The organism is Microbacterium suaedae (assembly GCF_003254645.1).
Classification (GTDB): domain Bacteria; phylum Actinomycetota; class Actinomycetes; order Actinomycetales; family Microbacteriaceae; genus Microbacterium; species Microbacterium suaedae.
Genome location: NZ_PNFD01000002.1, coordinates 146,458 through 173,336, shown reverse-complemented (window position 1 = coordinate 173,336; position 26,879 = coordinate 146,458). Strand labels below are relative to the sequence as shown.

Annotated in this window: 22 protein-coding genes; 6 read left to right on the top strand and 16 right to left on the bottom strand. The window is 67.9% G+C overall.

Translation table 11 applies throughout. The annotated features are described in order from the left end of the window. Position 1: 1 nt before the first annotated feature. The 8 genes from uvrA to coaE form a co-directional block, all read right to left on the bottom strand. Entirely contained in the window at positions 2-2,932 is a 2,931-nt protein-coding gene (gene uvrA, locus C0012_RS07350) for an excinuclease ABC subunit UvrA (protein WP_110589231.1), read from the bottom strand. 74 nt (positions 2,933-3,006) lie between these two features. After that, complete coding sequence (locus C0012_RS07345) at positions 3,007-3,510, bottom strand: hypothetical protein (protein ID WP_110589232.1); 504 nt, start codon at positions 3,508-3,510, stop codon at positions 3,007-3,009. Continuing rightward, complete coding sequence (locus tag C0012_RS07340; protein ID WP_162621856.1) at positions 3,507-4,751, bottom strand: DUF58 domain-containing protein; 1,245 nt, start codon at positions 4,749-4,751, stop codon at positions 3,507-3,509. Before C0012_RS07340 ends, C0012_RS07345 begins: the two co-directional genes overlap by 4 nt. After that, positions 4,748-5,704, bottom strand: coding sequence for an AAA family ATPase (locus C0012_RS07335; protein WP_110589234.1), 957 nt, complete (start codon positions 5,702-5,704; stop codon positions 4,748-4,750). Before C0012_RS07335 ends, C0012_RS07340 begins: the two co-directional genes overlap by 4 nt. Continuing rightward, positions 5,701-6,192 carry a hypothetical protein gene (locus C0012_RS07330; RefSeq protein ID WP_162621857.1) on the bottom strand — a complete coding sequence of 164 codons (492 nt, stop codon included), beginning with the start codon at positions 6,190-6,192 and terminating at the stop codon, positions 5,701-5,703. The genes C0012_RS07335 and C0012_RS07330 overlap by 4 nt, the downstream gene beginning before the upstream one ends. Then, a complete protein-coding gene (locus tag C0012_RS07325; RefSeq protein ID WP_110589236.1) occupies positions 6,189-6,914 on the bottom strand; it encodes a DUF4129 domain-containing protein in 726 nt (241 codons plus the stop codon). Before C0012_RS07325 ends, C0012_RS07330 begins: the two co-directional genes overlap by 4 nt. 42 nt (positions 6,915-6,956) lie before the next feature. Then, positions 6,957-9,044 (bottom strand): excinuclease ABC subunit UvrB, encoded by a 2,088-nt coding sequence (gene uvrB, locus C0012_RS07320; RefSeq protein ID WP_110589237.1) that lies wholly within the window; start codon positions 9,042-9,044, stop codon positions 6,957-6,959. A gap of 9 nt (positions 9,045-9,053) precedes the next feature. Next, positions 9,054-9,662, bottom strand: a complete 609-nt coding sequence (gene coaE / locus C0012_RS07315; RefSeq protein WP_110589238.1) for a dephospho-CoA kinase — start codon at positions 9,660-9,662, stop codon at positions 9,054-9,056. 50 nt (positions 9,663-9,712) lie between these two features. On the opposite strand from coaE, the gene C0012_RS07310 reads away from it, so the two are divergent. Both C0012_RS07310 and C0012_RS07305 read left to right on the top strand, forming a co-directional pair. Beyond that, positions 9,713-10,216 carry a hypothetical protein gene (locus C0012_RS07310; RefSeq protein ID WP_110589239.1) on the top strand — a complete coding sequence of 168 codons (504 nt, stop codon included), beginning with the start codon at positions 9,713-9,715 and terminating at the stop codon, positions 10,214-10,216. Positions 10,217-10,258: 42 nt separating this feature from the next. Further along, positions 10,259-12,583 (top strand): FAD/NAD(P)-binding protein, encoded by a 2,325-nt coding sequence (locus C0012_RS07305; RefSeq protein ID WP_110589240.1) that lies wholly within the window; start codon positions 10,259-10,261, stop codon positions 12,581-12,583. Here the strand turns inward: C0012_RS07305 and C0012_RS07300 are convergent. After that, complete coding sequence (locus tag C0012_RS07300; RefSeq protein ID WP_111466942.1) at positions 12,505-13,047, bottom strand: hypothetical protein; 543 nt, start codon at positions 13,045-13,047, stop codon at positions 12,505-12,507. The two genes, C0012_RS07305 and C0012_RS07300, sit on opposite strands and share 79 nt — an antisense overlap. A gap of 338 nt (positions 13,048-13,385) precedes the next feature. Next, positions 13,386-13,880: a hypothetical protein gene (locus tag C0012_RS07295; protein ID WP_162621858.1), complete on the bottom strand. Its 495-nt coding sequence runs from the start codon at positions 13,878-13,880 to the stop codon at positions 13,386-13,388. Between the two features lie 332 nt (positions 13,881-14,212). On the opposite strand from C0012_RS07295, the gene C0012_RS07290 reads away from it, so the two are divergent. Then, a complete protein-coding gene (locus C0012_RS07290) occupies positions 14,213-17,872 on the top strand; it encodes an Ig-like domain-containing protein (protein WP_162621859.1) in 3,660 nt (1,219 codons plus the stop codon). 166 nt (positions 17,873-18,038) lie between these two features. On the opposite strand, the gene rpsA is transcribed toward C0012_RS07290, so the two are convergent. Then, positions 18,039-19,496: a 30S ribosomal protein S1 gene (gene rpsA, locus C0012_RS07285; RefSeq protein ID WP_110589243.1), complete on the bottom strand. Its 1,458-nt coding sequence runs from the start codon at positions 19,494-19,496 to the stop codon at positions 18,039-18,041. Positions 19,497-19,875: 379 nt separating this feature from the next. On the opposite strand from rpsA, the gene C0012_RS07280 reads away from it, so the two are divergent. Continuing rightward, positions 19,876-21,141 (top strand): DUF4190 domain-containing protein, encoded by a 1,266-nt coding sequence (locus tag C0012_RS07280; RefSeq protein WP_110589244.1) that lies wholly within the window; start codon positions 19,876-19,878, stop codon positions 21,139-21,141. A 40-nt stretch (positions 21,142-21,181) separates the two neighbouring features. On the opposite strand, the gene C0012_RS07275 is transcribed toward C0012_RS07280, so the two are convergent. Further along, positions 21,182-21,640: a hypothetical protein gene (locus tag C0012_RS07275; protein ID WP_110589245.1), complete on the bottom strand. Its 459-nt coding sequence runs from the start codon at positions 21,638-21,640 to the stop codon at positions 21,182-21,184. Positions 21,641-21,735: 95 nt separating this feature from the next. Then, positions 21,736-22,092, bottom strand: a complete 357-nt coding sequence (locus tag C0012_RS07270; protein ID WP_198411094.1) for a TraR/DksA family transcriptional regulator — start codon at positions 22,090-22,092, stop codon at positions 21,736-21,738. A 78-nt stretch (positions 22,093-22,170) separates the two neighbouring features. On the opposite strand from C0012_RS07270, the gene C0012_RS07265 reads away from it, so the two are divergent. Together C0012_RS07265 and C0012_RS07260 are read left to right on the top strand one after the other, a co-directional pair. Continuing rightward, complete coding sequence (locus C0012_RS07265) at positions 22,171-22,527, top strand: hypothetical protein (protein ID WP_110589246.1); 357 nt, start codon at positions 22,171-22,173, stop codon at positions 22,525-22,527. A gap of 21 nt (positions 22,528-22,548) precedes the next feature. Continuing rightward, on the top strand, positions 22,549-23,328 hold the full coding sequence (locus C0012_RS07260) for a hypothetical protein (protein WP_110589247.1): 780 nt from the start codon (positions 22,549-22,551) through the stop codon (positions 23,326-23,328). A gap of 151 nt (positions 23,329-23,479) precedes the next feature. Here the strand turns inward: C0012_RS07260 and ilvC are convergent, their stop codons facing one another. Genes ilvC through C0012_RS07245 form a run of 3 tightly spaced genes read right to left on the bottom strand, consistent with a single transcriptional unit; the run spans position 23,480 to position 26,865 of the window. Then, positions 23,480-24,505 (bottom strand): ketol-acid reductoisomerase, encoded by a 1,026-nt coding sequence (gene ilvC / locus C0012_RS07255; protein WP_110589248.1) that lies wholly within the window; start codon positions 24,503-24,505, stop codon positions 23,480-23,482. 40 nt (positions 24,506-24,545) lie between these two features. Then, entirely contained in the window at positions 24,546-25,052 is a 507-nt protein-coding gene (gene ilvN / locus C0012_RS07250) for an acetolactate synthase small subunit (protein WP_110589249.1), read from the bottom strand. 7 nt (positions 25,053-25,059) lie between these two features. After that, complete coding sequence (locus C0012_RS07245; RefSeq protein WP_110589250.1) at positions 25,060-26,865, bottom strand: acetolactate synthase large subunit; 1,806 nt, start codon at positions 26,863-26,865, stop codon at positions 25,060-25,062. Positions 26,866-26,879 lie beyond the last annotated feature (14 nt).

Genomic DNA, 26,879 nt, shown 5'->3' with positions numbered 1-26,879 from the left:
ACTACCTCGCCCGTGCCGCGGCCGCCCGGTCGCCCGTCGCCGACGCCCCGGCGCGACGCCGGTCGACGTATCCGAGCGTCTCCGCGAGGAAGGCGCCCGTGTGACTGGTCTCGTGCTTCGCGACCTGCTCAGGCGTTCCCGTCGCGACGATCATGCCGCCACCGGATCCGCCCTCGGGGCCGAGATCGATGATCCAGTCGGCCGACTTGATGACGTCGAGGTTGTGCTCGATCACCACGACCGTGTTGCCCTTCTCGACGAGTCCGTTCAGCACCTCCAGCAGCTTGCGCACGTCTTCGAAGTGCAGACCCGTCGTCGGCTCGTCGAGCACGTAGACGCTGCGCCCCTTGCTGCGCTTCTGCAGTTCGGTGGCGAGCTTGACGCGCTGAGCCTCACCGCCCGACAGCGTGGTCGCAGCCTGCCCAAGCCGCACGTATCCGAGACCAACGTCGACCAGCGTCTTCATGTAGCGGTGGATCGCCTGGATCGGTTCGAAGAACTCGGCCGCCTCGGCGATCGACATCTCGAGCACCTCGGCGATGTTCTTGCCCTTGTAGTGAACCTGCAATGTGTCGCGGTTGTAGCGCTTGCCCTCGCAGACCTCGCAGTCGACGTACACATCCGGCAGGAAGTTCATCTCGATCTTCAGGGTGCCGTCGCCCGAGCAGGCCTCGCAGCGCCCGCCCTTGACGTTGAAGCTGAACCGACCGGCTTGATAGCCGCGGACCTTCGCCTCGGGGGTCTCGGCGAACAGCGTGCGGATTCGGTCAAACACGCCCGTGTACGTCGCCGGGTTCGAGCGCGGCGTGCGGCCGATGGGCGCCTGGTCGACGTGGACGACCTTGTCGAGATGCTCGAGGCCCGTCACGCGCTTGTGCTTGCCCGGGACGGTGCGCGCGCCGTTGAGCTTCTGCGCGAGCACCTCGAACAGGATGTCGTTGATGAGCGTCGACTTGCCGGATCCGCTCACCCCCGTGACGGCCGTGAAGACGCCGAGCGGGATGTCGGCGTCGACCTCGCGGAGGTTGTTCTCGCGCGCGCCGACCACGCGCAGCATGCGCTTCCGATCGATCTTGCGACGCTTCGCGGGCGTGGGGATCTCCCGTCGGCCCGACAGGTAGTCGCCCGTGATCGAGCGCTCCTCGTTCGCCAGCTCGGCGTATGGGCCGGAGTGGATGACCTCTCCCCCGCCCTCACCTGCGCGTGGACCGATATCGACGACCCAGTCGCTCGACTCGATCGTCTCTTCGTCGTGCTCGACGACGACGAGAGTGTTGCCGAGGTCGCGCAGCGCCTCGAGCGTCTCGATGAGGCGGCGATTGTCCCGCTGATGCAAGCCGATCGAGGGCTCATCGAGCACATAGAGCACGCCCGTCAGGCCAGTTCCGATCTGCGTCGCAAGGCGGATACGCTGCGCCTCGCCACCCGAGAGCGACCCGGCGGACCGACTGAGAGTCAGATAGTCGAGCCCGACGCGCAGCAGGAACTCGAGCCGCACCCGGATCTCGCGCAGCACCTGAGCGGCGATCATCGCCTCACGGTCGGTGAGCTCGATCGAGTTCACGAGCTCCATCGACTCGTCGAGGCTCAGGTCGGCGGCCTCGGCGATCGACCGACCTGCAACCGTGACAGCGAGAACCTCGGGCTTGAGCCGGGCCCCGTTGCAGACAGAACAGGGGATCTCACGCAGATAGTCGGCCCAGCGGGCGCGCTGGGTGTCGGACTCGGCCTGCGCATACTGGCGCTCGATGTAGGGAACGACACCCTCGAATCCGCTCGCGTACCGGACCTCGCGACCCCAGCGGTTCTTGTAGCGGACATTCACCTTGTAGTCCTGGCCGTAGAGAACCGCCTCGCGCACGACCTCAGGCAACGCGGCCCACGGCGTGTGCAACGAGAAGCTGAGGTCGGCGGCGAGGCCCTCGAGCAGCCGCTCGTAGTACTGGAACAGCCCCTTGCCCTGCGTCGTCCACGGGATGATCACGCCCTCGGCGATCGAGAGCTCGTCGTCGGCGAGCATGAGGTCGGTATCGACAGACATCTTCGTGCCGAGGCCCGAGCAGGCGGGGCACGCGCCGAACGGAGCATTGAAGGAGAACGTGCGCGGCTCGATCTCGGTCAGCTGCAGCGCATGCCCGTTCGGGCAGGCGAGGTTCTCGCTGAACGACTGCCAGGCGTCGTCGCCTTCTTCGTCCACGAGGTTGACCTGGATGACACCGCCCGCGAGGTCGCGCGCCGTCTCGACCGAGTCGGTGATGCGGTCGACGATGCCCTCGCCGCGCGCGACGAGGCGGTCGACGACGACGGAGATGTCGTGCTTGTACGACTTCTTGAGCTTCGGCGGCTCAGACAACTGGATGAGCTCACCATCGACGATTGCGCGCGAGAAGCCCTTCGAACCGAGCTCCTGGAAGAGGTCGACGAACTCACCCTTCTTCTGGCTGACGACAGGCGCGACGATCTGGAAACGCGTACCCTCGGGCAGCTCGACGAGCTGATCGGCGATCTGCTGCACGGTCTGCCGCTCGATGCGCTCCCCGCAGCTCGGGCAGTGGGCGATGCCGATGCGCGCCCAGAGGAGGCGCATGTAGTCGTAGATCTCGGTGATCGTCCCGACCGTCGAGCGCGGGTTGCGGTTGGTCGACTTCTGGTCGATCGACACAGCCGGGCTGAGCCCCTCGATGGCGTCGACATCGGGGCGGTCGACCTGCCCGAGGAACTGGCGGGCGTAGGCGCTGAGCGACTCGACGTAGCGACGCTGCCCCTCGGCGAAGATCGTGTCGAAGGCGAGGCTCGACTTGCCCGATCCGCTGAGACCCGTGAACACGATCATCGAGTCGCGCGGGACCTCGAGATCGACGTTCTTGAGGTTGTGCACGCGCGCTCCACGCACGGTGATCTTCTGGTCGGTTTTCACGGGGATGATCGGCACGCGACAAGTCTAGGGCGGATCACCGACAACTGGACATTTGTTCGAGAGATTCGCACAGAGAACTCGAAGAACCCTCAGCCAGCCCCCTCGCGCAGCCGAGAGAGGAAGACCACAGCGACGACACCGAGCGCCACCGCCCCGACGGGTGCGAACCATGCGAGACCTGGTCCCGTGGGAATCGCGACAGCGAGAATCGCAGCCGCCTGCGCGATCAGCTGCACCCCCAGGAAGCGGATCGCCCCGGGCCTGGCCGCGCGCAGCGTGATCCGAGCGCGGAAAGGCACCACGAGGCTCACCGAGGTGAGCACGTGGATCATATGCACGACGAGGACGGCCGCACACGTCCGCCCGACGGACGGATCCTGCTGAAGGAGACCCATCACGACGAGTCCGATCACGAGATACCCGGTGCGCGCGGATGGGACGACCGCGGCGAGCAGGCCGCAGAGCACAGAGGTGACCTGCCAGAGCGCCACGTCATTGAGCAGGCCTCCCGCGGATGCGGCGAGCGCAAGCCCGACACGCGGCGCGATGCCGGGGAGCCACGGCGGGGTGCGGAGGCGGTGCGCGGCGCTCATGCGGGCCTCCTCGCGATCAGTTCGACATCCTGTGCGCCGTTGCCCTGCCAGCGGACGACGTCGACGCGCGCGTGCCGGAGGGACCGGAACGTCTCCTCACGGCCGGCCTGCACGAGGCGCAGCCCGATCCCCTCGGCGGCGCCGAGACGGGACGCATCGAGAAGGGGCAGCACGTCGATCGCGACGACGCGATGGCCGACGGCGGCCCACTCCAGCGCGAGGTCGGCGATCTCGGCGTCGAGGAAGGTCGAGGCGAGATAGATGATCGCGCCGCGCTCGACGGGTGGCACCCGCATCGTCGCGGACGCCTCGCGCGGCTCGATCGCGGAGATCTCGTGCACGAGGCGCGCGAGCTGCCGCGCGCCGGATCCCGAGCGCACGATGCGCCCACCGTGCCCGAGTTCGACGAGTCCGACGCGATCCCCCGCCGCGATGCCTGCCGCGGAGATCGATCGCGCCGCTTCGCGCGCGAGGTCGAGCGACGTCGTTCCACTTCTCTCGGGGTCGCCCGTCGCCCACGTGCCGACCACTTCGCCGATGTCGACAGAGGCATCCACGACGATCGCGAGCGAAGCATCGCTCATGGCATCGACGCGGCGGACGAACAGCTCGCCCGGCCGGCGGGCGAGCCGGGCGGTCGCCTTCCAGTCGACGCGGCGCAGCTCGTCGCCTGGGGCGAAAGGGTGGATGTCGCGGAAGTCGCCGCCCTGCCCCGCTCGGCGCCCCGCATGGCTGCCGTGCAGTCCGGTGAGGCTCGTCGGGACGGGCAGCGCCGCGAGCGGAGGCGCGGACGGGGCGACCGCGTCGCGGACCCTCTGCGGCGCCGTGTGCGGGCCGGCGTCGCCCGCACCGAGATCGACGACGCGCGCCGTCGCCTCGACGGGGATCCACGGACCGGAGTGCCGCGGACGACTGCGCGCGTCGACCCGTTCGCCCGGCGCGAGCACCACGTGGCGCGGAGCCGTCCGGGCGAGCGAGACCACGACGTGGACGGCTTCGCCCGCAGCCTCGGCACTCACCGAGGTGACGACTTCGTCATTCGCATTTCGCGTCGGCTCGCCGAGGAGGACGCGAGGCTCGACCGTCGTCCGTCCGCGCGCAACGGCGAACGCGGCGCTCAGCGCGACGGGGAGTCCGAGTGCCGCGACGTCGGCGCGGGACGTCAGCAACCCAAACGTCGCGACGAGCAACGCGACGATCGCGCCAGCGGCGACGCCGGACGCAACCCGCCCCTGTCTCACGCCGCGGACTCCACTGTGGGCGGCACCGCCACCCGCGGGACGATGCGGTCGACAATGTGCGCTGGCGAGGCTCCCGCCGCCCACGCGCGGGTCGTGAGCGTGAGCCGGTGCGCGAGGACGGGCACGGCGACGCGCTTGACGTCGTCAGGGCGCACGTATTCACGGCCATCCATCGCGGCGAGTGCGCGCGCGACCAGCAGCAGCGCCTGGGAGCCACGCGGCGAGGCCCCGACGGCGACGTCGGGGTCGTCGCGCGTGGCGCGGGTGAGATCGACGCAGTAGCGGACGATGTCGGCGTCGACGTGCAGCGACTCGACCTCGCTCTGCAGCGCGCGGAACGCGGCCACATCGACGACGGGTTCGACATCAGCCGCCTCGGTCCGGCGCGCGACGCGCCTCAGCAGGATGTCGGCCTCGTTCCGGGCCGATGGATAGCCGACACCGAGGCGCACCATGAATCGATCGAGCTGCGCCTCAGGAAGGGCGTACGTCCCCTCGTATTCGATGGGGTTCGAGGTGGCGATGACGTGGAAAGGCGCCGGAAGCGGGAACCGCCGGCCTTCGACCGTGACCTGACGCTCGGCCATCGCCTCGAGAAGAGCTGATTGCGTCTTGGGGGTCGTGCGGTTGATCTCGTCGGCGAGCAGCAGCCCTGTGAACAGCGGGCCTTCGCGGAAGGTGAAGTCGCCGCTTCCCGGCTCATAGACAAACGATCCCGTGACGTCGCCGGGAAGCATGTCGGGGGTGCACTGCAGGCGCCGGAACTCGAGCCCGATCGCGCTCGCGATACTGCGCGCCGCAAGGGTCTTGCCGAGCCCGGGAACGTCTTCGAACAGCACGTGCCCGCCCGCGAGAAGGGAGGCGAGCGCGATCTCAAGGGGCTCGTCCATTCCGACGACGACCGTGCGGACGCGTTCGAGGATCGTGCGGGCGGGACCGGCGACGTCGGTCATTCGTGCTCCTTCTCGTCGGGGTGCGCGGCGGCCATCCGCTGCGTCTGTTCGATGTGGCTGAGGATTTCGTCGACGTGCGTGAGAGTGATCGGCTGCGCATCCACAAGGCGCAGCGCGGCGGGACCGGCGATCCGTGCGATGTCGTCTCTCCGGTCGGGGTCGTCGAAAGCGATTCCTCGAGACTCGAGCACCCGGCGCACGAGCTCCCGCACGCGCATGCGTGCGGACGACCGCACATCACCCGTGCGGTCTTCGACAGACCACGCGAAGGCCCGGGTATCGCTTCGATGCCCGACGTCCGGGTGCCGGACATCGAGCCGGATCGGCAGCGGAGCATCGGCGCGACGCGCATGCGCGACCCCGAGATCGATGACGGCGACGAGCGCTCCCCAACCGACCGCGAACGAGGCTTCGACGCCGATCAGGAGCAACACGACGACCGCGCCGCCACCCAGCGCGGCCGCACGAAGCAGAACGCCCCGCGTCACCTCCACACCTCCCGCATCCTCGCCAAACTGTGCCGTGCCGCCGCTCGGTCGGCATCGGTCGCGTCGTATCCGCCGAATCGCACGCGCTCGTAGAGACCGAGGAGGATTCGGAGCTCGTCGTCCGCCCCCACGCGCTCGCCGAGGATCCGTGCCGTGAACTCGGCGGGCGTCTCGGACACACCTCGCGCGCGTCCGGCGTCTTCGGCGGCCTCCTCAAGGCCGACCCAGGCAGAGACGATCGCGTCGCCCGGCGGTCGCGCATCATCGATTCTCGCGAGGGCACCGTCGATGCCGCGGCGGACGACAGGCGCCTGCACGACCGGGGACGGCGTTTCGGAGAATCCGATCGCCTCGACATCGGCACCGCCGCGGCGAGCCCGAGGGCGTCGCCGGATGAGCCATCGCAGCAGGAGAGACAAGAGCACCGCCCCGACGATCGCCAGCACCGTGAAGAGCACGATGCGGCCGACCGATCCGGGAGCGAAGATCTCGGAGAGATCGAAGACCGGGTCGTTGTCGCTGGCGGGAAGGCTCGGGGGTGAGACAGGTTGCTGCGTGGGCAGCTCGACGTCGTCCTGCCACTCGAGGACGGGCGGTGTGAAGAGCGGACGCCCCTGCCACCCGGCAGCGGCAATGACGACGAGAAAGCTCCCGCCAACGAGCATCGCGAGCCGGGACGACCGGCGTCGCGACCGCACCGTCGTGTCCGGATCCGCGCCCATCACGCCGCCCTCTTCACGTCTCGCACCGACTCGCTTCCAGACCTACGCGTGTCCGGCCTTCTCCATCTGTCGCAACGCCGATTTGAGGTCCTTCACTTCATCGCGCAGGCGAGCGGCGAGCTCGAACTTGAGCTCTTCGGCCGCGGAGACCATCTGCTGCGTGAGATCGGCGATGGTCTCTTCAAGCTGCTCCGCGCCCTCGGCCGCAATCCCCTCGTGCTTCTTGACGGGCGTCGCGGCGCGACCGCGGCCGCCGTCCTTGACGCGAGGATCTCTCTTGCGCTTGCCGAGGAGCTCGGCGGTGTCGGCTTCCTCCTGCGCGAGCGCATCGGTGATGTCGGCGATTTTCTTGCGCAGCGGCTGCGGATCGACGCCGTGCTCGGTGTTGTAGGCGACCTGAATCTCGCGGCGCCGGTTCGTTTCGTCGAGGGCCCGCTGCATCGACTTCGTGACTGTGTCGGCGTACATGTGCACCTGGCCCGAGACGTTGCGCGCGGCGCGGCCGATCGTCTGGATGAGCGAAGTGTCGCTGCGGAGGAACCCCTCTTTGTCGGCGTCGAGGATCGCGACGAGCGAGACCTCAGGCAGGTCGAGGCCCTCGCGAAGGAGGTTGATGCCGACGAGCACGTCGTAGACGCCCTGGCGCAGCTCGGTGAGCAGCTCGACGCGGCGCAGGGTATCGACGTCGCTGTGGAGGTATCGCACACGCACGCCGTGCTCATCGAGGAAGTCGGTGAGTTCCTCGGCCATCTTCTTCGTGAGGGTCGTGACGAGCACGCGTTCGTCTTTCTCAGCGCGTATGCGAATCTCCTCGAGGAGATCGTCGATCTGTCCCTGGGTGGGCTTGAGCACGACCTCAGGATCGACGAGGCCCGTCGGGCGGATGATCTGCTCGACGACGCCGTCGGCGATGCCCATCTCGTATCGGCCCGGCGTGGCCGAGAGGTAGACCGACTGGCCGATGCGCTCCTTGAACTCGTCGAATCGAAGAGGACGGTTGTCGAGCGCGCTCGGCAGCCGGAAGCCGTGCTCGACGAGGGTGCGCTTCCGCGAGGCGTCGCCCTCATACATGGCGCCGATCTGCGGCACCGTGACGTGGGACTCGTCGATCACCATGACAAAGTCGTCGGGGAAGAAGTCGAGCAGAGTGTGCGGTGGTTCGCCCGCCTCGCGCCCGTCGAGGTGACGCGAGTAGTTCTCGATCCCCGAACAGAAGCCAATCTGCTGCAGCATCTCGAGATCGAACGTCGTGCGCATCTTCAGGCGCTGGGCCTCGAGCAGCTTGCCCTGCCCCTCGAGTTCGGCAAGTCGCTCGGCGAGTTCGACCTCGATCGTCTTGATCGCTCGGGCGACCGTGTCGGCGCCGGCCGCATAGTGCGTCGCCGGGAACACGGCGACCGCGTCGAGCTTCTCGATGACGTCGCCTGTGAGGGGATGCAGCTTCTGGATCGCCTCGATCTCGTCGCCGAACAGCTCGATCCGGATCGCGTACTCCTCGTACACGGGAATGATCTCGATCGTGTCGCCTCGCACCCGGAAGTTGCCTCGCGAGAAATCGACGTCATTGCGGTTGTACTGCATGTTGATGAACTGCCGGATGAGCGCGTCGCGGTCGTAGCGCTCTCCGACCTGCAGGGCAACGAGCGAACGCAGGTACTCTTCGGGGGATCCGAGGCCATAGATGCACGACACGGTGCTGACGACGACGACGTCGCGGCGGCTGAGAAGTGAGTTCGTGGTAGAGTGCCGCAATCGTTCGACTTCGGCGTTGATCGAGCTGTCTTTCTCGATGAAGGTGTCGGACTGCGGCACGTAGGCCTCGGGCTGGTAGTAGTCGTAGTACGACACGAAGTACTCGACGGCATTATGCGGCAGCAGGTCACGGAACTCATTGGCGAGCTGAGCGGCGAGCGTCTTGTTGTGCGCCAGCACGAGCGTCGGGCGCTGGATCTGCTCGATCAGCCACGCCGTCGTCGCCGACTTGCCCGTGCCCGTTGCGCCGAGCAGGACGACATCGGTCTCGCCGGCGTTGATGCGGTCTGCGAGCTCGCGGATCGCCTTCGGCTGATCGCCGGAGGGCTTGTACTCGCTGACCACCTCGAAGGGGCGAACGCTGCGTGTCGTCTGCATGAGTCCAGGCTATTGCGGACCACTGACATCGAGACGCGTCCACAGAAGGTCCGCCTGATGCAGGGTCTCTTCGAGGGAACCGCTCGTGTCGATCACGACGTCGGCGAGCGCGAGTCGCTCGTCGTCGGATACCTGACTGCGCACGCGGGCCGCCGCGTCCTCGCGCGTCATACCCCGGTCTGCGACCATGCGCCGAATGCGCGCCTCGGCCGGCGCGTGGGCAACGACGACGAGGTCCCACTCCCCCGTGCCGCGGGCCTCGGCGAGCAGGGGTACGTCGTAGACCACGACGGCGCGCGGATCCGCGGCGAACGCCTCGCGGAACCGACGCTGCGTCTCGTCGCGCACGGCGGGATGCACGATCGCGTTGAGTCGTTCGCGATGTTCGGCGTCTGCGAACACGATGGCGCCCAGAGCGGCACGATCCAGAGATCCGTCGTCCGCGACGACTGCCGTACCGAACGCATCGACGATGGCGTCGAACACGGGAAGACCGGGCCGCTGCAGATCGCGCACCGTCTGGTCCGCGTCGACGACGACGGCGCCGTGCTCGGCGAGTCGCCGCGCGATCGTCGACTTTCCCGACGCGATCCCGCCGGTAAGGGCGATGAGTGGCATGCCGTCAGGGTAGCGGGCGCCGTCGCGGGGTGTCGTGAGACACTGACCGAATGGTCGGCACCTCGCGCACACGGACGGTCGTCACCGCGCTCGGCGGCACGGCGCTCATCGTGGCATATGCCGTCGTCGCCGCGGTGCAGATCCTTGTCTGGAATCCCCTGGCTGCGATCCCTGGCCAGGATCTCGCGCAGATCCGGTCCGCAGCAGAGGCGGCCGGCGAGCATCTCGCGGTGATGCCCGTTCTCATCTTTCTGGGCATCGGCCCCGCGATCGCTGCTGTCGTCGTCGTCCTCGCGGCGCGCGGGGTGTTCACCGACGCACGGACGGTTGCAGTGTTCTTGTTGGGTGTCGTCGCCGCGGGGGCGCCCGCGTACTTCATGGCCTCGTTCGGCCCTGGGATGGCCCTGGCCGATGCATTCCTCATCAGCGGCGGGGACCACGCCGCAGGGAGTGCAGTCCTGTACGTCGCGAGCGCCTTGGCCATCGCGGCGATGCCGGTCGCCGCGCTCGCCGGCCGGTCCCGCCCGCGAGCGATGCCTGCACAACCGTCCTAAGCGCGACATGCGCCCCCTAGCAATCGGCGCGAGAATGGGGAGATGAGGTCTCGCCGCATCGCTCTCGTCGGAGGCGGCCCACGCGCCGTGTCGATCGTCGAGCGGATCGCGGCGAACGTGTCGGCCGCGGACGGGCTCGAGATCATCGTGATCGACGACGTGCAGCCCGGTGCGGGGCGCGTGTGGCGCACGGACCAGACACGCGAGATGTGCATGAACACGCTCGCGGGCGCAGTGACGATGTTCACCGATGCATCCGTGACGATGGAGGGCCCCGTCATCCCCGGGCCGACGCTGCACGAGTGGTGTCGGCTCGCCTGGGACAGCCATCGTGACCGCGCGTCGCGCGTGCCCGGGGTGCATTGCGAGGACGTCTGGCCGGACGCGTTGAGCGATTTCCCGGCCGAGACGTCGCGCCGCTCCTGCGCACCGCCGGCTCCGGACCCCACCCGCGCCGCCTTCCGGGAGGTTCCGGTGCGCGACGGCCTCGTCGACGAGTTCCGAGACGAGATCTCGGCCCAGCGCCCCGGCTCGCATCCGAGCCGCGCGCTGTTCGGCGAGTATCTGCTGTGGTGCTTCGCCTGGGCGAAACGGAGAGCCGAGTGCGCAGGCGTCCACGTCGCCACGCGGACGGATCGCGTCGTCGCGCTCACCGAAGACGGCGGCAGACAGTCGCTCGAGCTGGCCTCGGGCGAGAGGATCGCGGCCGATGCTGTCGTCCTCGCACCGGGATGGCTCGACAATGCGCCGCGCGGCGGCGATGCAGAGATCGCGCGCGCGATCTCTGCCGATTCGGGGTTGGTGTGGGTGCGCCCGGGCAGCCCGATCGATCAGGCGTTCGTCGAAGTTCCTGCGGGTGCTCCGGCCATCGTCCGCGGCCTCGGAATGGGCTTCTTCGACGCGATGGCGCTCGTCACCGTCGGGCGCGGCGGCCGTTTCGTCGACGACGGGGACGGCCTGCGCTACGCTCCCTCGGGCGCCGAGCCGGTGTTGCACGTGACGTCGTATCGCGGGGTTCCGTATCGCGCGAAGTCGGTGTACGGCGGGCTTCCTCCGGCCCCGATCCGGCCGTATCTGGCGTCCGTCGACTGGGCGACTCGACCGCGCCCGATCGACTTCGATGCCGAGCTGTGGCCGCTGATCCTCAAGGACGCATACGTCGCGTATCTCACGACGCTCGATCGTGTCGAGCCCGACGCGGTCGACTTGCCCGGCGCGCTCGAATCGATCGACGCGGCTGAGGGATCCGTGCCCGCCCTCGCCGACGCGACGATCCCGTTCCTGAGATCCCCGGAAGACGCGTTCGACGCCGAGGCGGAGCTGTTCCCGGGACGCGGTCGTACGTTCGCCTCCCCCGCGGAGTTCCAGACATGGGTCGAGGACTTCATTTCGCGCGACCTCACCGAGGCCGAGAAGGGAGCCGATTCTCCCGTGAAAGCGGCGCTGTGGTCGGTGTCCGCCGCCCGGGCGTTCGCGAGCCGGATCGGGGCGTTCGGGGGCTTCGACGCCGAGTCGCGCTCCTCGGGCTTCCGCACCCTGTTCGCGGTGGGCGGCATGGCAGGTTCGGGACCTCCCGCGTTCCGCAACCGCCAACTGCTCGCCCTCGCGCAGGCGGGCGTCGTGCGCTTCCTCGGCCCCGCCGGAACGGTCCGGGCGGAGCGTCCGCGCGGCACCGAGACCGCCATCGTCTTCGACCACACAAGAGCTACGGGCGCGGAGCAGGCGCGTAGCGCGAACCGGCATCGCGATGACCTCCCGGAGCGTCTGCAATCGAGGGACGAGCCCGCGGAGCCCGAACGCTGGTCTTTCGTCGCGACGTCGGAGGCGGTTCCAGGCTCGAAAGTGCGGGCACCCGTGCTCGTCGACGCGTGGATGCATGCGCACGATGTGTCGGCCTCGACGGATCCGCTCGTGCGCTCCCTTGTCGAGGCGGGCCGCGCGCGTGCATTCGAAGTACGATCCCGCGACGGCGGCACGATCTGCACGGGCGGGATCGACGTGGATCCGGCGACGGGCCGGCTCGTGCACGTCGACGGATCCGTCGATGAGGCGGTGCACGCAGCGGGGATCCCTCTGAACGAGACGCGTCATGACACCTTGATCAGCCCGATGCCGGGCGCCGACGCGAATCTGCTGCGCGAGACCGACGCGATCGCCCGCAGCGTGCTCGCCGGGTTCGCGGAGCGCTCGGCCCCCGACCCACGCAACCATCGGCCTCGCGATCGAGGGGACGACGGAGTGCGATCCCGCGATGAGGACAGCCTCTCGTCGAGCTCGTTCACGTCGCATCACGTGATCGGCGCACAGCCAGGCGAGGACGGCTTCTCTTCGCAGGTGCTGCCGACGAGGAACGACTGCTTCTCGTAGACGCGCACCTCAACGCCGTCGCCCTGCGAGACGATGTATCCGTTCACAGGGAACACGCCCCACCGGCCGAAGTCGACCATCGCCGCGTAGGCGACATCGACCGTGACGGTCACAACGCCGCGCGCGCCGTACGTATGACTCGTCTCAGTCGGCGTGAGCTGCTGCTGGCCGAGCTCCGCCCAGGTGGCTGCCGCGGCCGGGACATCGACGACGGTGCCGTCGCCGTAGTCGATGGTCGCGTACGCCGGCGTGAAGGTGACGGACATCGGCAGATCGAACAGTTCGCCGCCCACGGTGTGCGTCGACGTCGACACGGCGACATTCATGGGAGCGCGCATGATCGCGACTCCGTGCGGCTCGATGATCGGCAGAGTCGGACGTGGCGCGAAAGAGGCGATGTCCTCGGCCACGATGGGCGGGATCTCGGGAACGAACGGGTCCTCGGGATCCGGTTCTTCGGGCACCGGCGACGGTTCGCTCGGGCATTCGTTTCCCAGAGGCACGTCGCCGGGATCGAGACACTGCCATCCCCCGTTCTCGTCTAACACCGGTGGCAGAGCGTCGCCAGGCCCTCCGATCGGCGCGGGAAGACCGGGGTTGGGCGCGAGGTTCGGGGCGGGATTCGGGGCGGGCTGCGGATCGCGCCGCTCCGTATCGCCGATATCGAGGCGGTCTTCTCCCCCACCGTTGCAGAGGCCGTTTGCGACCTCCCGCGGCGTACATGACATCGCGCCGATTCCGTCGGAGTCTGCATGAGTACCTGGCAGTAGAAAGATCGCGAGAGACAGGGATAGCGACGCTCTCAGCAAGAGTCACTCACCGCCTCATTGAAATCTGCGACAAGCATCTCGCCATCCACCGACTCAAACAGCATCACAACTTCGTAGGTCGGGTCCTCCCGCGGTGCTTTCCACCCTTCACCGCCCACGTTGACCTCATAGGAAGAAGCGTCAATACAAGCCGACGCTTCGACAACTGCTGTGTCCCCAATGATCCTGAATCCCGACGAATCGAATGAGGAAATCAGCGATTCTCCTCGAACCTCAATGTCAATCTCTTCGCCAAGGTTCGAGGCCGGTTCTACGATGTCGCGAAAGAACTCGGCCGTAACGAATGGACGTTCCTCGCTTTTCTCTGCGCGCAAATCCAGCGCCCAATACCCCCGAAACGTCTCCTCTGCCGCGGCGTAGGCCTCTTCCTCAGTCCATTCGGGTTCAGGTTCAGACACCCCCGCGCACGCGGCGAGGACGAGGGGGGCGATCGCCAGAGCGGCGAATACGGCGGTGGGGCGAAGCATGTCGATCACCGTAGAGGAATCCGCGTGAGGGTGAAGAAAGTTATCCACAGCCCCGCGCGGGCGGTCCCGCCCTCGACTGCCCTCGCCCGAGCCACAACGCCGGAGAATTGCCGATTCGACGGACTCGTCCCCGCGTCGGGATCCGTCGTTCGGGCACATCTCCGAACGAACGGCGCGCCCCTTCGCGTCCCAAACCTCGAGCGCCGAAGCGAAGTACTCGATCGTGCCCCTACCGCCCACCCCTTCCGCGATGGTTGCGCAAACATGTAGTGTCTTCCGCGTCGCCTCGGTTCCCGTGGCGACGCTTTCGACGAAGAAAGGGGACGGTGTCGATGCCGACATCGCACACATTCCGACGCGCCGCGGCGGTCACGACGGGTGCCGCACTCGTCGCGGGCGGGCTGGTCGCTCTGCCGACGGTCAGCACGGCCCTGGCCGCCGAGCGCTCTGTCACGATCACCCCGAATCCGGGCTACGCGGGCGAGGAGTTCGAGGGCTGGGGCACGAGCCTCGTCTGGTTCGCCAACGCAACCGGCGACTACCCCGAGCAGTTGCGCGAGCAGCTGTACCAAGCCGTGTTCGGCGAGGACGGCCTCGACCTCAACATCGCTCGGTACAACATCGGCGGCGGAAGCGCCTCGGACGTCGATGATTACCTGCGCGCGGGCGGTGCCGTCGAAGGCTGGTGGGCGGCGGATCCCGACGGCTCCGCAGGCAGGTACGGCGGTGCGGCCACGACGTACGCCGAGCGCGACGCGGTGCTGGAGGCATTCGACGCGGCTGATCCCGCGCACTACGACAGCGACGCCGACGAGACCCAGCGCTGGTGGGTCGATCGGCTCGTCGCCGACGACCGGATCACGCACTGGGAGACCTTCGCGAACTCGGCGCCGTACTTCATGACCGAGAGCGGCTACGTATCGGGCGGCTTCGACCCGAACGCCGAGCAGCTGAAGCCGGAGGCTGACGCGGCGTTCGCACAGTACCTCGTGAACGTCACGGAGTCGCTCGAAGCCGAGCACGGGATCCAGGTCGAGACGATCGATCCCTTCAACGAGCCGAACACGAACTACTGGGGCACGCAGCTCGAGAACGGCGTGCCGGTCGGCGGACGCCAGGAGGGCATGCACGTCGGCCCCGAGCGCCAGGTCGACGTTGTAGGAGCGCTCGCCGACGCCCTGGAGGGCGCCGACACCGACGCCGAAATCGCGGCGATGGACGAGACGAACCCCGGAATCTTCGCAACGAACTGGGCGGCCTACCCGACCGAGACGCGCGAGAGCGTCGGCCGCATGAACGTGCACACCTACGGCACAGACGGACGTCTCGTCGTGCGCGACCTCGCGAAGCAGGCGGACACCCCGCTGTGGATGAGCGAGATCGAAGGAAGCTGGGTCGACGGATACGATGCCGTGAACATCGAGAACGGCCTCGGCATCGCGGGACGGATCATGGACGATCTGCGCGAGCTCGAGCCGACGGCGTGGGTGCTGTGGCAGCCCGTCGAAGACCTCTACAACATGCAGCCGCAGGGGGAGAACCTCAACTGGGGCTCCGTCTTCATCGACCTCGACTGCGAGCCGTACGAGGAGAACGGCGAGACGGTGTGGAAGTCCGCACGCCGCGTCGCCGACGCAGGCGGCGACTCCTCAGCCGTGGACGCGTGCGGCGTCGAGACGAACTCGAAGTTCAACACGATCCGCAACTTCACGAAGTTCATTCAGGAGGGCGATCACCTCGTCGCGGTTGACGACCCCTCGAGCACGGCGGCCGTCCGAGGCGACGGCACCGGCGCCACGATCGTTCACCGCAACACGGGAACGGACGGCGCCTCCGTCACGCTCGACCTCTCCGGGTTCGGCGAGATCGCGGACGGCGCGACGGTGACGCCCGTCGTCACCACCGAGGCGCCATCGGCTGACGAACCGACCGCCAACTCCCTCGTCGAAGGGACCCCCGTCGCGGTTGATCGCGGATCCGCCTCGGCGACGCTCACGGTTCCGGCGAAGTCGGTCACGACGTTCGTCATCGACGGCATCTCCGGCGTCTCCGCCGATGCCCCCGCGGTCGAGAACGGCCGCAGCTACCAGCTCGTCGGCGCCCAGAGCGGCAAGGCGCTTACCGCGGGCGGCACGAACGCGGCGACGAGCATCGCGACTCTCGCCGACGAGGAGAGCACCGCATCGGCACAGAAGTGGACGATCCACGAAGCCGCCGTCGGCGAGCGGAGCGCGACGCAGCGCGTCGTCTTCGAGAACGGCGACGGACGGATCCTCGGAGCAACGAGCGCCGGGACGGATCTGCGCGACATGGATCCCGCCACTGCCTCCGAAGATCCGGAGACGCGCTGGATAGTCAACACGACCGACGGGAAGACGTTCTCCTTCGTGAACGAATCGCTCGCCCTCGCGCTCGAGGTCGGCGGGCAATCCACCGACGAGGGCGCATCGGTCGGCGTCTACGGATCGAACGACGGCGCGAATCAGGCATGGACACCCCGCGACCTCGCCCCCATCGATGGAGCCACGATTCCCGCCCGCACCACGGCGGGCATCGCGCCCGTTCTCCCCGACACCGTCCCCTCGCAGTACGCGTGGGGCACGGGTGCGAGCGTTCAGGTCGATTGGGACATGCCGGACGCATCTGCTTGGGATTCCGAGGGCCGCGTCGAGGTTCCGGGAACCGCCGTCGACCTGTTCGGCCAGCAGTTCACCGTCGTCGCGCGCGTCGATGTCGGCGGCCTGACGGCGACGGATCCCGTCTCGGTCACGGTGGCGGAGGGCGCGAGCCTCAACGCTGTGAAGATCGCGGCACCAGCCGAGGTCCCGGCCCGCGTCGGCGCATCCGAGAACGCATTCGACGTGCCCGTCGAGTGGAGCTGGTCGTCATTCGACGAGAGCGCGCTCGCATCTGCAGGTTCGGTGACGGTCTCCGGAACGGCCCGGGCGGATGGCGATGACCTCGCTGCGCGTCTCACGGTGATCGTCACCGAGGGCACACTGCGCAGCTTCGCCGCAGACGGCGGCGTCGCGGTCGAGGCGAGCTTTGCCGAGCCCGGCTATCCCGCAGAGCGCACGCTCAACGGCGTCCGCGATGACAAGGGATGGTCGAACTGGTCTGGCAGCGCCCAGGAGAGCACGAGCACTCTCACGTATTCCTTTGAGGCGCGCGAACTCGAACAGACCACGATGCGCTTCTGGCGCGACGGGCGCGCAAGCTGGGCCGAGACGATGACGGTCGAGCTACGTGATACGAACGGCGAGTGGACGCCGGCGCCCGGCTGGGAGGAACCGCAAGCCGTCGATTCACCGAGCGTCGGTGCGCCCGTCGTGACAGCCGAGTTTCCGGCCATGCGGGCAACCGGTGTGCGATTCGTCCTGCACGCGGCCGAGGGCATGCACATGATCGTGTCGGAGGTCGAGCTGTTCGAACGAGTGGCGGCCCCCGCGTCGGAGGCGGCGCTCGCCGACCTGCGCGTCTCCGGTGCGACAGTGCCGGGGTTCGCCATCGACGGGACGTCGTACGAGGTGACGGCGCCGAAGGGATCCGTCCCGTTCGTGCAGGCGTTCACCGTGGATGAGGAGGCAACTGCGGAGGTCGTGCAGCCGTCCGAGGAGAACAGCTGGATCGGGCGCGTCACGGTGACGTCCGCCGACGGATCCGTAACGAGCGAGTCGACGGTGCGCGTGGCCTTCGAAGCGGATCCGGCCATCACTGCGACGACGTCGAACCGCTGCCTCGGTTCGAACAGCGTGCTGACCGTGACGGCCACGAACGTCGGCAACTCTCCTGTGGATATCGAGGTGCGCACCGCGTTCGGCGAGAAGATGTTCGACACCGTCGCCCCCGGAGACAGCGCCTCGGCTGCCTTCCGGACGCGAACGAGCGAGACCGCGGCCGGCGAAGCCGAGATCGTCGCTACGGTGCGAACTGACGGCGAGCGGCAGCAGGAGATCTCGGTTGCGCCGTATGAGGGCTTCGCCTGCGGCTGATCTCTTCCGCTCTCCTGAGCCGGATCCGCGGCGCGTCCCTGAGCCCGCATTCCGTTCCGCGGATCCGGCTCTTCTCGACGACAACGGCAACGCGTCGCTTGGCGCACACAGAACGGGCCGGACCCCCGAGGGGATCCGGCCCGTTCTGCTGTCAGTCAGCCGTGGTTCAGCTGCCGGCGAGCTTCTCGCGGAGCGCCGCGAGAGCCTCGTCGTCGGCGAGAGCACCGGCGCCGCCGGTCTCCGTCGAGAAGCTGCTGGCTGCGCCAGCCGGTGCAGCCTCCTCGGCGTTCGCCTCGGCCTCGATGGCCTTGGCGACCTGCTCCTTGTGCTGCTCCCAGCGAGCCTGAGCCTGAGCGTACTCCTGCTCCCAAGCCTCGCGAGCCTCGTCGTAGCCCTCGAGCCACTGGTTGGTCTCGGGGTCGAAGCCCTCGGGGAACTTGTACTCGCCGTTCTCGTCGTACTCGGTCGTCATGCCGTAGAGCGACGGGTCGAACTCGGTGCCGTTCGGGTCGACCATGTCGTTGGCCTGCTTGAGCGACAGCGAGATGCGGCGGCGGTCCAGGTCGATGTCGATGACGCGGACGAACAGCTCCTCGCCCACCGAGACGACCTGCTCGGCCATCTCGACGTGCTTGTGCGACAGCTCGGAGATGTGCACGAGGCCCTCGATGCCGTCCGCGACGCGGACGAACGCGCCGAACGGAACGAGCTTCGTGACCTTGCCGGGCGTGATCTGACCGATCTGGTGCGTGCGGGCGAAGACCTGCCACGGGTCTTCCTGCGTCGCCTTGAGCGACAGCGAGACGCGCTCGCGGTCGAGGTCGACCTCGAGAACCTCGACGGTGACCTCCTGGCCCACCTCGACGACCTCGCTGGCGTGGTCGATGTGCTTCCAGCTGAGCTCGGAGACGTGCACGAGGCCGTCCACGCCACCCAGGTCGACGAAGGCACCGAAGTTGACGATCGACGAGACCTGGCCCTTGCGGACCTGGCCCTTGTGCAGACCGTTGAGGAACTGGGCGCGGGTGGCCGACTGCGTCTCCTCGAGGAGGGCACGGCGCGACAGGACCACGTTGTTGCGGTTCTTGTCGAGCTCGAGGATCTTCGCCTCGAGCTCCTGGCCGAGGTACGGCGTGAGGTCGCGGACGCGACGGAGCTCGATGAGCGAAGCCGGCAGGAAGCCGCGGAGGCCGATGTCGAGGATGAGGCCGCCCTTGACGACCTCGATGACCGTGCCCTTGACGACACCGTCGTTCTCCTTGATCTGCTCCACGTCGCCCCAGGCACGCTCGTACTGAGCGCGCTTCTTCGACAGGATCAGACGGCCTTCCTTGTCCTCCTTCTGGAGAACCAGGGCCTCGATGTGGTCACCCACCTGGACGACGTCGTCAGGATTGACGTCGTGCTTGATGGAGAGCTCGCGCGAGGGGATGACACCCTCGGTCTTGTATCCGACGTCGAGCAGAACCTCGTCGCGGTCGATCTTGACGATCTCGCCGTCGATGATGTCGCCGTCGTTGAAGAACTTGAGAGTCTTCTCGACCGCGGCCAGGAAGTCCTCAGCAGAGCCGATGTCGTTGATCGCGACCTGCGTGGTGGCCGAGGCGGTCGTTGCGTTAGTCATGTAGTGGTTTGCCTTCAGGGGTTGTACGTCGGGCCTGCGGATCCGGCCGGTGCCGTGCACCGGCAGCTGTGGAGGAGCCGAGGCGGTTGGATGGGGTTTTCAACATCACGCGGCAGTCTTGACGGCCCGCCCGCAGGCACGCCGCGCCGACGCGCGCACGCGTGACAGTCAAGGGTACCAGATCGATGCCGTCCGATCACAGGCGGCAAGAGGGATCTCGAGTCTCTGAGGAGCACCGCGCATGGGCAGTTCTCCCCCTCACGAGGGCGCGAGGAGATCGGTACGCTGATGAGGCGCGTGAACCCACGCGGCCATGTCCCGGTCGCGTGGTGTGCTCCCCCGGCATACGACACGTGTACGACCGATCTCCAGGAGCACCATGTCCGACAGCAATCACCCCGACGACCCCAACGCGCAACCGCCGGTTCCGCCTGCGCCATCCGCCGGTCCTGAGTCGGCGGCCCCGCAGCCGCCGCAGGAGCCACAGCCTGCGCAGGAGCCGCAGCAGCCGGCCGCCCCCGCAACGCCGGGCTACGAGCAGCCGGCCCCGCCGTACGAGCAGAGCGGTGTCCCGCAGCCCGGCTACGGCTACCCCGGCACGGCAGGCTCTGATCCGTACGGCGGAGCCGCCTACGGCTCGCCCGGTGCGCCCGTCCCGCCTCCCGGCGCTCCCCCTGTCCCCGGGGCGCCCCAGAAGAGCGGCAAGGGTCTCGCGATCGCGGCTCTCGTCCTGGCGATCGTCGGTGCACTCCTCTGCTTCATCCCCTTCGCGGCGTTCCTCGGCGTCGTCATCACGGTCGTCGCGCTCGTTCTGGCGATCGTCGCGCTCGTCAAGAAGGCAGCGGGCAAGGGAATGAGCATCGCCGCGCTCATCGTTTCCGGGATCGGCACTCTGATCGGCATCGGGATGATCTTCCTGACGATCTCGATCATCGCCGCCTTCTCCTCGGTCTCGGGCGACCTCGACGGATTCATCGAAGACAATCCCGAGCTCTTCGATGAGAACCCCGAGTTCGGATCCCCCGAAGGCGGCGCCGAGGACGGCGCGACCGAGAGCGTGCCCGGCCTTGGGGCGGCTTCGGCCGATGTCGAGGTGACCGAGCAGACCCTCTGGAGTGACGACTTCCTCACGTACGCGACCGTTCTCGTCGAAAGCGGCAGCGACGAGCTCGTCTACCCGGAACTCGAGGTCACGATCGATCTGCTCGACGACGCCGGCCAGATCCTCGACACCCAGTACGACATCATCACCGTCACACCGGACGGCCCGGCGCTCGCGACCGCGAACTTCATCGACATTGCCATCGACGAGGTCGCTCAGCTCGACGTCGCTGTCGCGGAGACGTACGGTTCCGACCCGATCCCCGCGTCGGAGTTCGGCGCGGTCTCGATCGGGGATGTCACGCGAGAAGCCGACGAATTCACCACGGCCCTGTCGGGTGAGGTGACGTCGACGACTCCGGAAGACCGCAACTACGTCGAGATCGACATCCTCTTCCGCGATGCAGGAGGCGACCCGATCGGGCTTGAATGGGGCGTCATCGAGACCCTCCCGGCAGGCGGAACCGCCGATTTCACGATCGATTCGTTCCTCGAGATTCCGAATGACGCCACCTACGAGGCCTACGTCCAGCCCGGATTCTGACGGGCCCGCGCACCTCGCCGCGGGCGGGCCCAGACACACCTCACGCCGCCCGACGCACGGGAGCCCCAAGGAGATGCGCACCTTCATCGGTCAACACCAATTGCGCGCGCAGCGCATCCGGCGACTCGACGAAGGCGGCGCGCATCGCGTCTGCCCAGGCGAGGGTGTCTGCCCGAGCCCCCGACGCCCCCGGGCGCTCCCACACCACGATGACCGACGCGACGGGCGTCTGTCGCACGATGTCCGCTACCCGGGAGCCGAGCATCGCAGCCGCCTCGATCGGCCCGCCGCTCGGCATCGCAACGACCTCCGAGGCGTCGACAGGGAGCTCGTCGATCGGAATCACCACCTCGGTCCATCGCATCTCGTCGTCGAGGAGGAGAAGCCATACGCGGTCGGTGATCGCCTCGTCAAGAAGGGCCGCCACGAGGCGAGAGAGCTCGCGATCGTCGGTGAGAGGGCGACCGCGGAAGAATTCAAGCGTCTTGTCATGAGTCATGACGCAAGCCTGACCGAGTCAGGCCGACGCCACCCGGCCGGAACCCCCGATTGTGGATGGATATCGCGGATTCCCGAGATCTGTGGAGAACGGATTCACTGCGCCGCGGCGCAGTCGACGCACATCGTCGCCGTGGGCCGCACGCGCAGGCGCGCCACGGGGATCCGCCGCCCGCACGACACGCAGATGCCGTATGTGTCGTCGTCCAGACGAGCGAGGGCTGCATCGATCGCGAGCAGTTCAGCGCGAGCCTCCGCGTCGATCCCCGTCAGCCGCGACCATTCATCAGAGAGCGTCGCCCCCTCCGGATCGTGCTCGTCGTCGGCGGTCGCGGCCGAGCGTGCCTCCGCCAGCTCGTCGAGATCTTCCCCGCCTCGTCGCCGGGCGCGCATGACGGACTCGCGGTGCTCTTCAAGAAGTGCGCGGAACTCCGCGCGATGAACGGACTTCATGCTCCGACACAGTAGGCGTCCGCGCCAACAAGCGATACAAGCCCCACGAACCTACGACGCCCGAGAGAGGCGACCGACATGACCGATCCCACCCTCGTCCCCACGCCCCGGAGGCCCGGCGGCAGGAAGCTCGCCCTCACCTCCTTCGTCCTCGCCCTGCTCGGGTTCCTGCTTCCCCCAATCGCGCTCCTCGCGTTCTTCCCCGTGGACGACTCGGGCTGGGCCCCACTCGCTTGGATGCTCTTCGCGCCGTTCGCCGCGATCGCGGGAAGCATCTTCAGCGTCGCGAGCCTCATCGTCGCCATCGTGTGCCTCGCTCGACGGGCGCGAGGTCGCGGATGGGCCATCTCGGCGATCGTGCTCGACGCGATCGTCCTCCTCCTCTCGGTCGGTGCCGTCGCACTGTTCTTCTTCGTCCTCGGCCAGACCGGTTGACGCGATATGCCAAGGAGAATCATGAAGACGAGCACGAGACTGCTCATCGCGCTGGCCGGCATCGCCGCGATCGCGGTGGTCGCCGCCCTCCACACGACCCTGATCGTCGAGGTTCCCCTGTTCGTCCTGGGGATCGCGGCGATCGTCTACGCCGTCTTCGGCAGACGTGGGCTCCGCGTCGGTTCGGCGGGGTCACCGATCGAGCCTCCGGGAGCCGATCTGCCCGCGCACACGCTGCGGGAGTTCTCGATCTATCAGGAGCCCCTCGCCGGGGACGTCTACGCCGCCGTGGTCATCGAGATGCCCGAGAACGGCACGGTGTACGAGCAGGTCGATGTCGTGTTCCAGGTCACGGATCTGACCGGAGCCGTCGTCGAGTCCAACACCTGCCGCACGACGCTCCGTCCCGGGCGCAACCTCGCGACGGCCGACCTCGCTGAGGTCTTCGACATCGATCATCCTCGCGTGGCCGCGCACCTCGACCCTCGGCACGCCCGTGCGGTTCCCGAGACCGAGTTCGGGCGGATCGAGCTGTCGCCGCTGCGGATCGAGCGTGGTGAAGCCGACGCGCAGCTGCAGGGCGAGATCACGCACGTTTCGGGCACGGACGAGCGCGAGCACTGGCTCGACACGACCGTCGTCATCCGCGGTGAGGATGGCGAGGTCTTCGATTGCGCCGAAGATTCGTACGGCTACCAGCCCGCGGGCTTCGTCTTTCCCTACCGCGCCTATCTCGACGCGATCCCCGCGGGCGTCGGGACCACGTTCGAGCTCTTCGTCGAGACGCGTCCGGCTCGCTGACGCTATCCGAGAGGCGTCGCGCTGAGGCCAGAGTCGCCGTCTTGCTCGTCGACACCGCGACCTTCCCAAAGACCAGCCGGCGCTGCTGACGTCACGACACGAAACGGCCCCGCACCGATCAACTCGGTGCGGGGCCGCTTTCGTTCAGGGATCAGCGCGCAGCAGTGCCCTCGACGTAGTCGTCGTCGCTGTTCTTCCACGAGAAGAGCGCACGCAGCTCGCGACCCGTCTTCTCGATCGGGTGCTGCTCTTCCTCGGCGCGGAGCTTCTGGAACTCAGGCGCTCCGGCGTCCTGGTCGTCGATGAAGCGCTTCGCGAACGCACCCGACTGGATGTCGGCGAGGACCGCCTTCATCGACTCCTTGACGCGCTCGTCGATGACCCGCGGGCCCGACACGTAGTCGCCGTACTCGGCCGTGTCCGAGATGCTCCAGCGCTGCTTCGCGATGCCGCCCTCCCACATGAGGTCGACGATGAGCTTGAGCTCGTGCAACACCTCGAAGTAGGCGATCTCGGGCTGGTAGCCCGCCTCGGTGAGCGTCTCGAAGCCCGCCTGGACGAGGTGGCTCATGCCACCGCAGAGCACGGCCTGCTCGCCGAACAGATCGGTCTCGGTCTCCTCCGTGAAGGTCGTCTTGATGACGCCCGCACGGGTGCCGCCGATGCCGGCTGCGTACGAGAGCGCGAGGTCCCAGGCGCTGCCCGAGTCGTCCTTCTCGACGCCGATGATGTCCGGGATCCCACGACCCGCGGCGAACTCGCGGCGCACCGTGTGGCCAGGAGCCTTCGGGGCGATGAGGATCACGTCGACGCCCTCGGGCGCCTCGATGAGGCCGAAGCGGATGTTGAATCCGTGCGCAAAGGCAAGAGCCTTGCCCGGCGCGAGGTTCGGCTGGATGCCCTCGGCGTAGATCGTGCGCTGGTGCTGGTCGGGCGCGAGGATCATGATGACATCGGCCCACGTCGTCGCGTCAGCAACCGACTTCACCTCGAAGCCGTCGTCGGACGCCTTCTGCGCCGACTTGGATCCCTCACGCAGAGCGACGGTGACCTCGACACCCGAGTCACGAAGGTTCTGGGCGTGGGCGTGGCCCTGCGAGCCGTAGCCCACGATCGCCACCTTCTTGGACTGGATGATCGACAGATCTGCGTCTGCGTCGTAGAGGATCTCTGCCACTTTGTACTCCTTGTTCTTCGGGTTCGTCTGTGAGGTCGTGTCAGCGCAGAGCGCGCTCGGAGATCGACTTGGGCCCGCGGCCAAGTGCCAGGAGGCCCGACTGCGAGATCTCCTTGATACCGAAGGGCGTGACCGCCTTCTGGAATGCGTCCACCTTGCCCTGGTCACCCGTGATCTCGATCACGAGCGAGTCCTGCGCGTAGTCGACGACGTTCGCGCGGAACAGGCTCACGACCTCAAGCACGTTGGCACGCGTCGTGTTGTCGGCGCGCACCTTCACGAGCATGTGCTGGCGCTGCACGGAAGCCGCAGAGTCGAGCTCGACGATCTTCACCACGTTGATGAGCTTGTTCAGCTGCTTCGTGACCTGCTCGAGCGGGAGGGACGCGACGTCCACGACGACCGTGATCCGCGACAGGCCGGGAACCTCGGTCACGCCCACCGCGAGCGAGTGGATGTTGAAGCCCCGACGCGAGAACAGGCCGGCGACGCGGGTCAGCAGACCCGGGGTGTCCTCGACGAGGAGGCTGAGAACGTGCTTCGACATGATGTGCTCAGGCCTCCTCATCGAACGCAGGCGAGTGGTCTCGCGCGTACTGGATATAGCTGTTGCTCACGCCCTGCGGCACCATCGGCCACACCATCGCATCACTCGAGACGACGAAGTCGATCACGACGGGGCGGTCGTTCGTCTCGAGGGCGAGACGGATCGCGTCGTCGATCTCGTCCTCGCGCTCCACACGGATCGCGAGGCAGCCGTAGGCGTCCGCGAGCTTCACGAAGTCGGGGATCCGCTTCGAGTCGTGGCCCGTGTTGAGATCGGTGTGCGAGTAGCGACCGTCGTAGAACAGCGTCTGCCACTGGCGCACCATGCCCAGCGACGAGTTGTTGATGATCGCGACCTTGATCGGGATCTCGTTGAGCACGCAGGTGGCGAGCTCCTGGTTCGTCATCTGGAAGCAGCCGTCGCCGTCGATCGCCCACACGGGACGATCCGGCTGGGCGACCTTCGCGCCCATAGCTGCGGGCACGGAGTAGCCCATCGTGCCGGCGCCGCCCGAGTTGAGCCACGAGTTGGGGCGCTCGTACTTGATGAACTGCGCCGACCACATCTGGTGCTGTCCGACGCCCGCGACGTACACGCCTTCCGGCCCCGTCAGCTCGCCGATGCGCGAGATGATGTGCTGCGGTGCGAGCAGGCCGTCGGTCGGCTCGGTGTACCCGAGCGGGTACTGGTCGCGCAGCCCCTTCAGGTACTGCCACCACTCGGCGAAGTCGGGGCGCTCGCCCGCGACGGTCGAACGGTAGGCGGTGTCGAGGTCGACGAGCACCTCCCGCACATCGCCCACGATCGGCACCTCGGCCTCGCGGATCTTGCCGATCTCGGCAGGATCGATGTCGACGTGGATGACCTTCGCGTCCGGTGCGAAGAGCGCCGCCTTGCCGGTCACGCGATCGTCGAAGCGCGCGCCGAGCGAGACGAGCACGTCGCTCTCCTGCAGCGCGAGCACGGCCGGAACGGATCCGTGCATTCCCGGCATACCGAGGTGCTGCTCGTGCGAGTCGGGGAACGCGCCGCGAGCCATGAGCGTCGTGACGACGGGCGCGCCGGTCGTCTCGGCAAAGGTGCGCAGCTGTTCTGCGGCCTTGCCCCGGATCACTCCGCCGCCGACGTACAGGACGGGCTTCTTGGCCTGCGCGATGAGCGACGCCGCCGCCTGGATCTGCTTGCCGTGCGCCTTCGTGACGGGGCGGTAGCCCGGCAGGTCGAACTTCGGCGGCCAGATGAACGGCGCCTCGTTCTGCTGGGCGTCCTTCGTGATGTCGACGAGCACGGGGCCGGGACGGCCCGTCTTCGCGATCTCGAACGCCTGCGCGAGCGCGCGCGGGATATCCTCCGGCCGCTTCACGAGGAACGAGTGCTTCGTGACGGGCATCGTGATGCCCACGATGTCGGCTTCCTGGAACGCGTCGGTTCCCATGAGCGAGGAGAAGACCTGGCCCGTGATCGCCACCATCGGCACCGAGTCCATGTGGGCGTCGGCGATCGCCGTGACGAGGTTCGTCGCGCCGGGGCCGGAGGTCGCGATCGCGACGCCGACGCGACCGCTCGCCGCCGCGTATCCCTCGGCCGCGTGGCCTGCGCCCTGCTCGTGCCGCACGAGGACGTGATTGAGCGTGTGCGCCCCCATCAGCGCGTCGTAGGCGGGCAGGATCGCGCCACCCGGAAGCCCGAAGACGTCGTCGACGCCGAGCAGCTCGAGCGAGCGGACGACGGCCTCCGCGCCCGTGAGGACGGGCGGATTGGCGGTGGACGTTGCGGGGGGCCGAGGAACGGCGGTGAGGGGATCTGCGGGCATGGTGCTTCCCTGGT

Excerpts from the sequence above, each read along its gene's own strand:
- C0012_RS07345 (WP_110589232.1), bottom strand. The coding sequence starts at position 3,510 with ATGAGCGCCGCGCACCGCCTCCGCACCCCGCCGTGGCTCCCCGGCATC.
- C0012_RS07335 (WP_110589234.1), bottom strand. The coding sequence starts at position 5,704 with ATGACCGACGTCGCCGGTCCCGCCCGCACGATCCTCGAACGCGTCCGC.
- C0012_RS07325 (WP_110589236.1), bottom strand. The coding sequence starts at position 6,914 with ATGGGCGCGGATCCGGACACGACGGTGCGGTCGCGACGCCGGTCGTCC.
- uvrB (WP_110589237.1), bottom strand. The coding sequence starts at position 9,044 with ATGCAGACGACACGCAGCGTTCGCCCCTTCGAGGTGGTCAGCGAGTAC.
- coaE (WP_110589238.1), bottom strand. The coding sequence starts at position 9,662 with ATGCCACTCATCGCCCTTACCGGCGGGATCGCGTCGGGAAAGTCGACG.
- C0012_RS07310 (WP_110589239.1), top strand. The coding sequence starts at position 9,713 with ATGGTCGGCACCTCGCGCACACGGACGGTCGTCACCGCGCTCGGCGGC.
- C0012_RS07305 (WP_110589240.1), top strand. The coding sequence starts at position 10,259 with ATGAGGTCTCGCCGCATCGCTCTCGTCGGAGGCGGCCCACGCGCCGTG.
- C0012_RS07295 (WP_162621858.1), bottom strand. The coding sequence starts at position 13,880 with ATGCTTCGCCCCACCGCCGTATTCGCCGCTCTGGCGATCGCCCCCCTC.
- C0012_RS07290 (WP_162621859.1), top strand. The coding sequence starts at position 14,213 with ATGCCGACATCGCACACATTCCGACGCGCCGCGGCGGTCACGACGGGT.
- rpsA (WP_110589243.1), bottom strand. The coding sequence starts at position 19,496 with ATGACTAACGCAACGACCGCCTCGGCCACCACGCAGGTCGCGATCAAC.
- C0012_RS07280 (WP_110589244.1), top strand. The coding sequence starts at position 19,876 with ATGTCCGACAGCAATCACCCCGACGACCCCAACGCGCAACCGCCGGTT.
- C0012_RS07275 (WP_110589245.1), bottom strand. The coding sequence starts at position 21,640 with ATGACTCATGACAAGACGCTTGAATTCTTCCGCGGTCGCCCTCTCACC.
- C0012_RS07270 (WP_198411094.1), bottom strand. The coding sequence starts at position 22,092 with ATGAAGTCCGTTCATCGCGCGGAGTTCCGCGCACTTCTTGAAGAGCAC.
- C0012_RS07265 (WP_110589246.1), top strand. The coding sequence starts at position 22,171 with ATGACCGATCCCACCCTCGTCCCCACGCCCCGGAGGCCCGGCGGCAGG.
- C0012_RS07260 (WP_110589247.1), top strand. The coding sequence starts at position 22,549 with ATGAAGACGAGCACGAGACTGCTCATCGCGCTGGCCGGCATCGCCGCG.
- ilvN (WP_110589249.1), bottom strand. The coding sequence starts at position 25,052 with ATGTCGAAGCACGTTCTCAGCCTCCTCGTCGAGGACACCCCGGGTCTG.
- C0012_RS07245 (WP_110589250.1), bottom strand. The coding sequence starts at position 26,865 with ATGCCCGCAGATCCCCTCACCGCCGTTCCTCGGCCCCCCGCAACGTCC.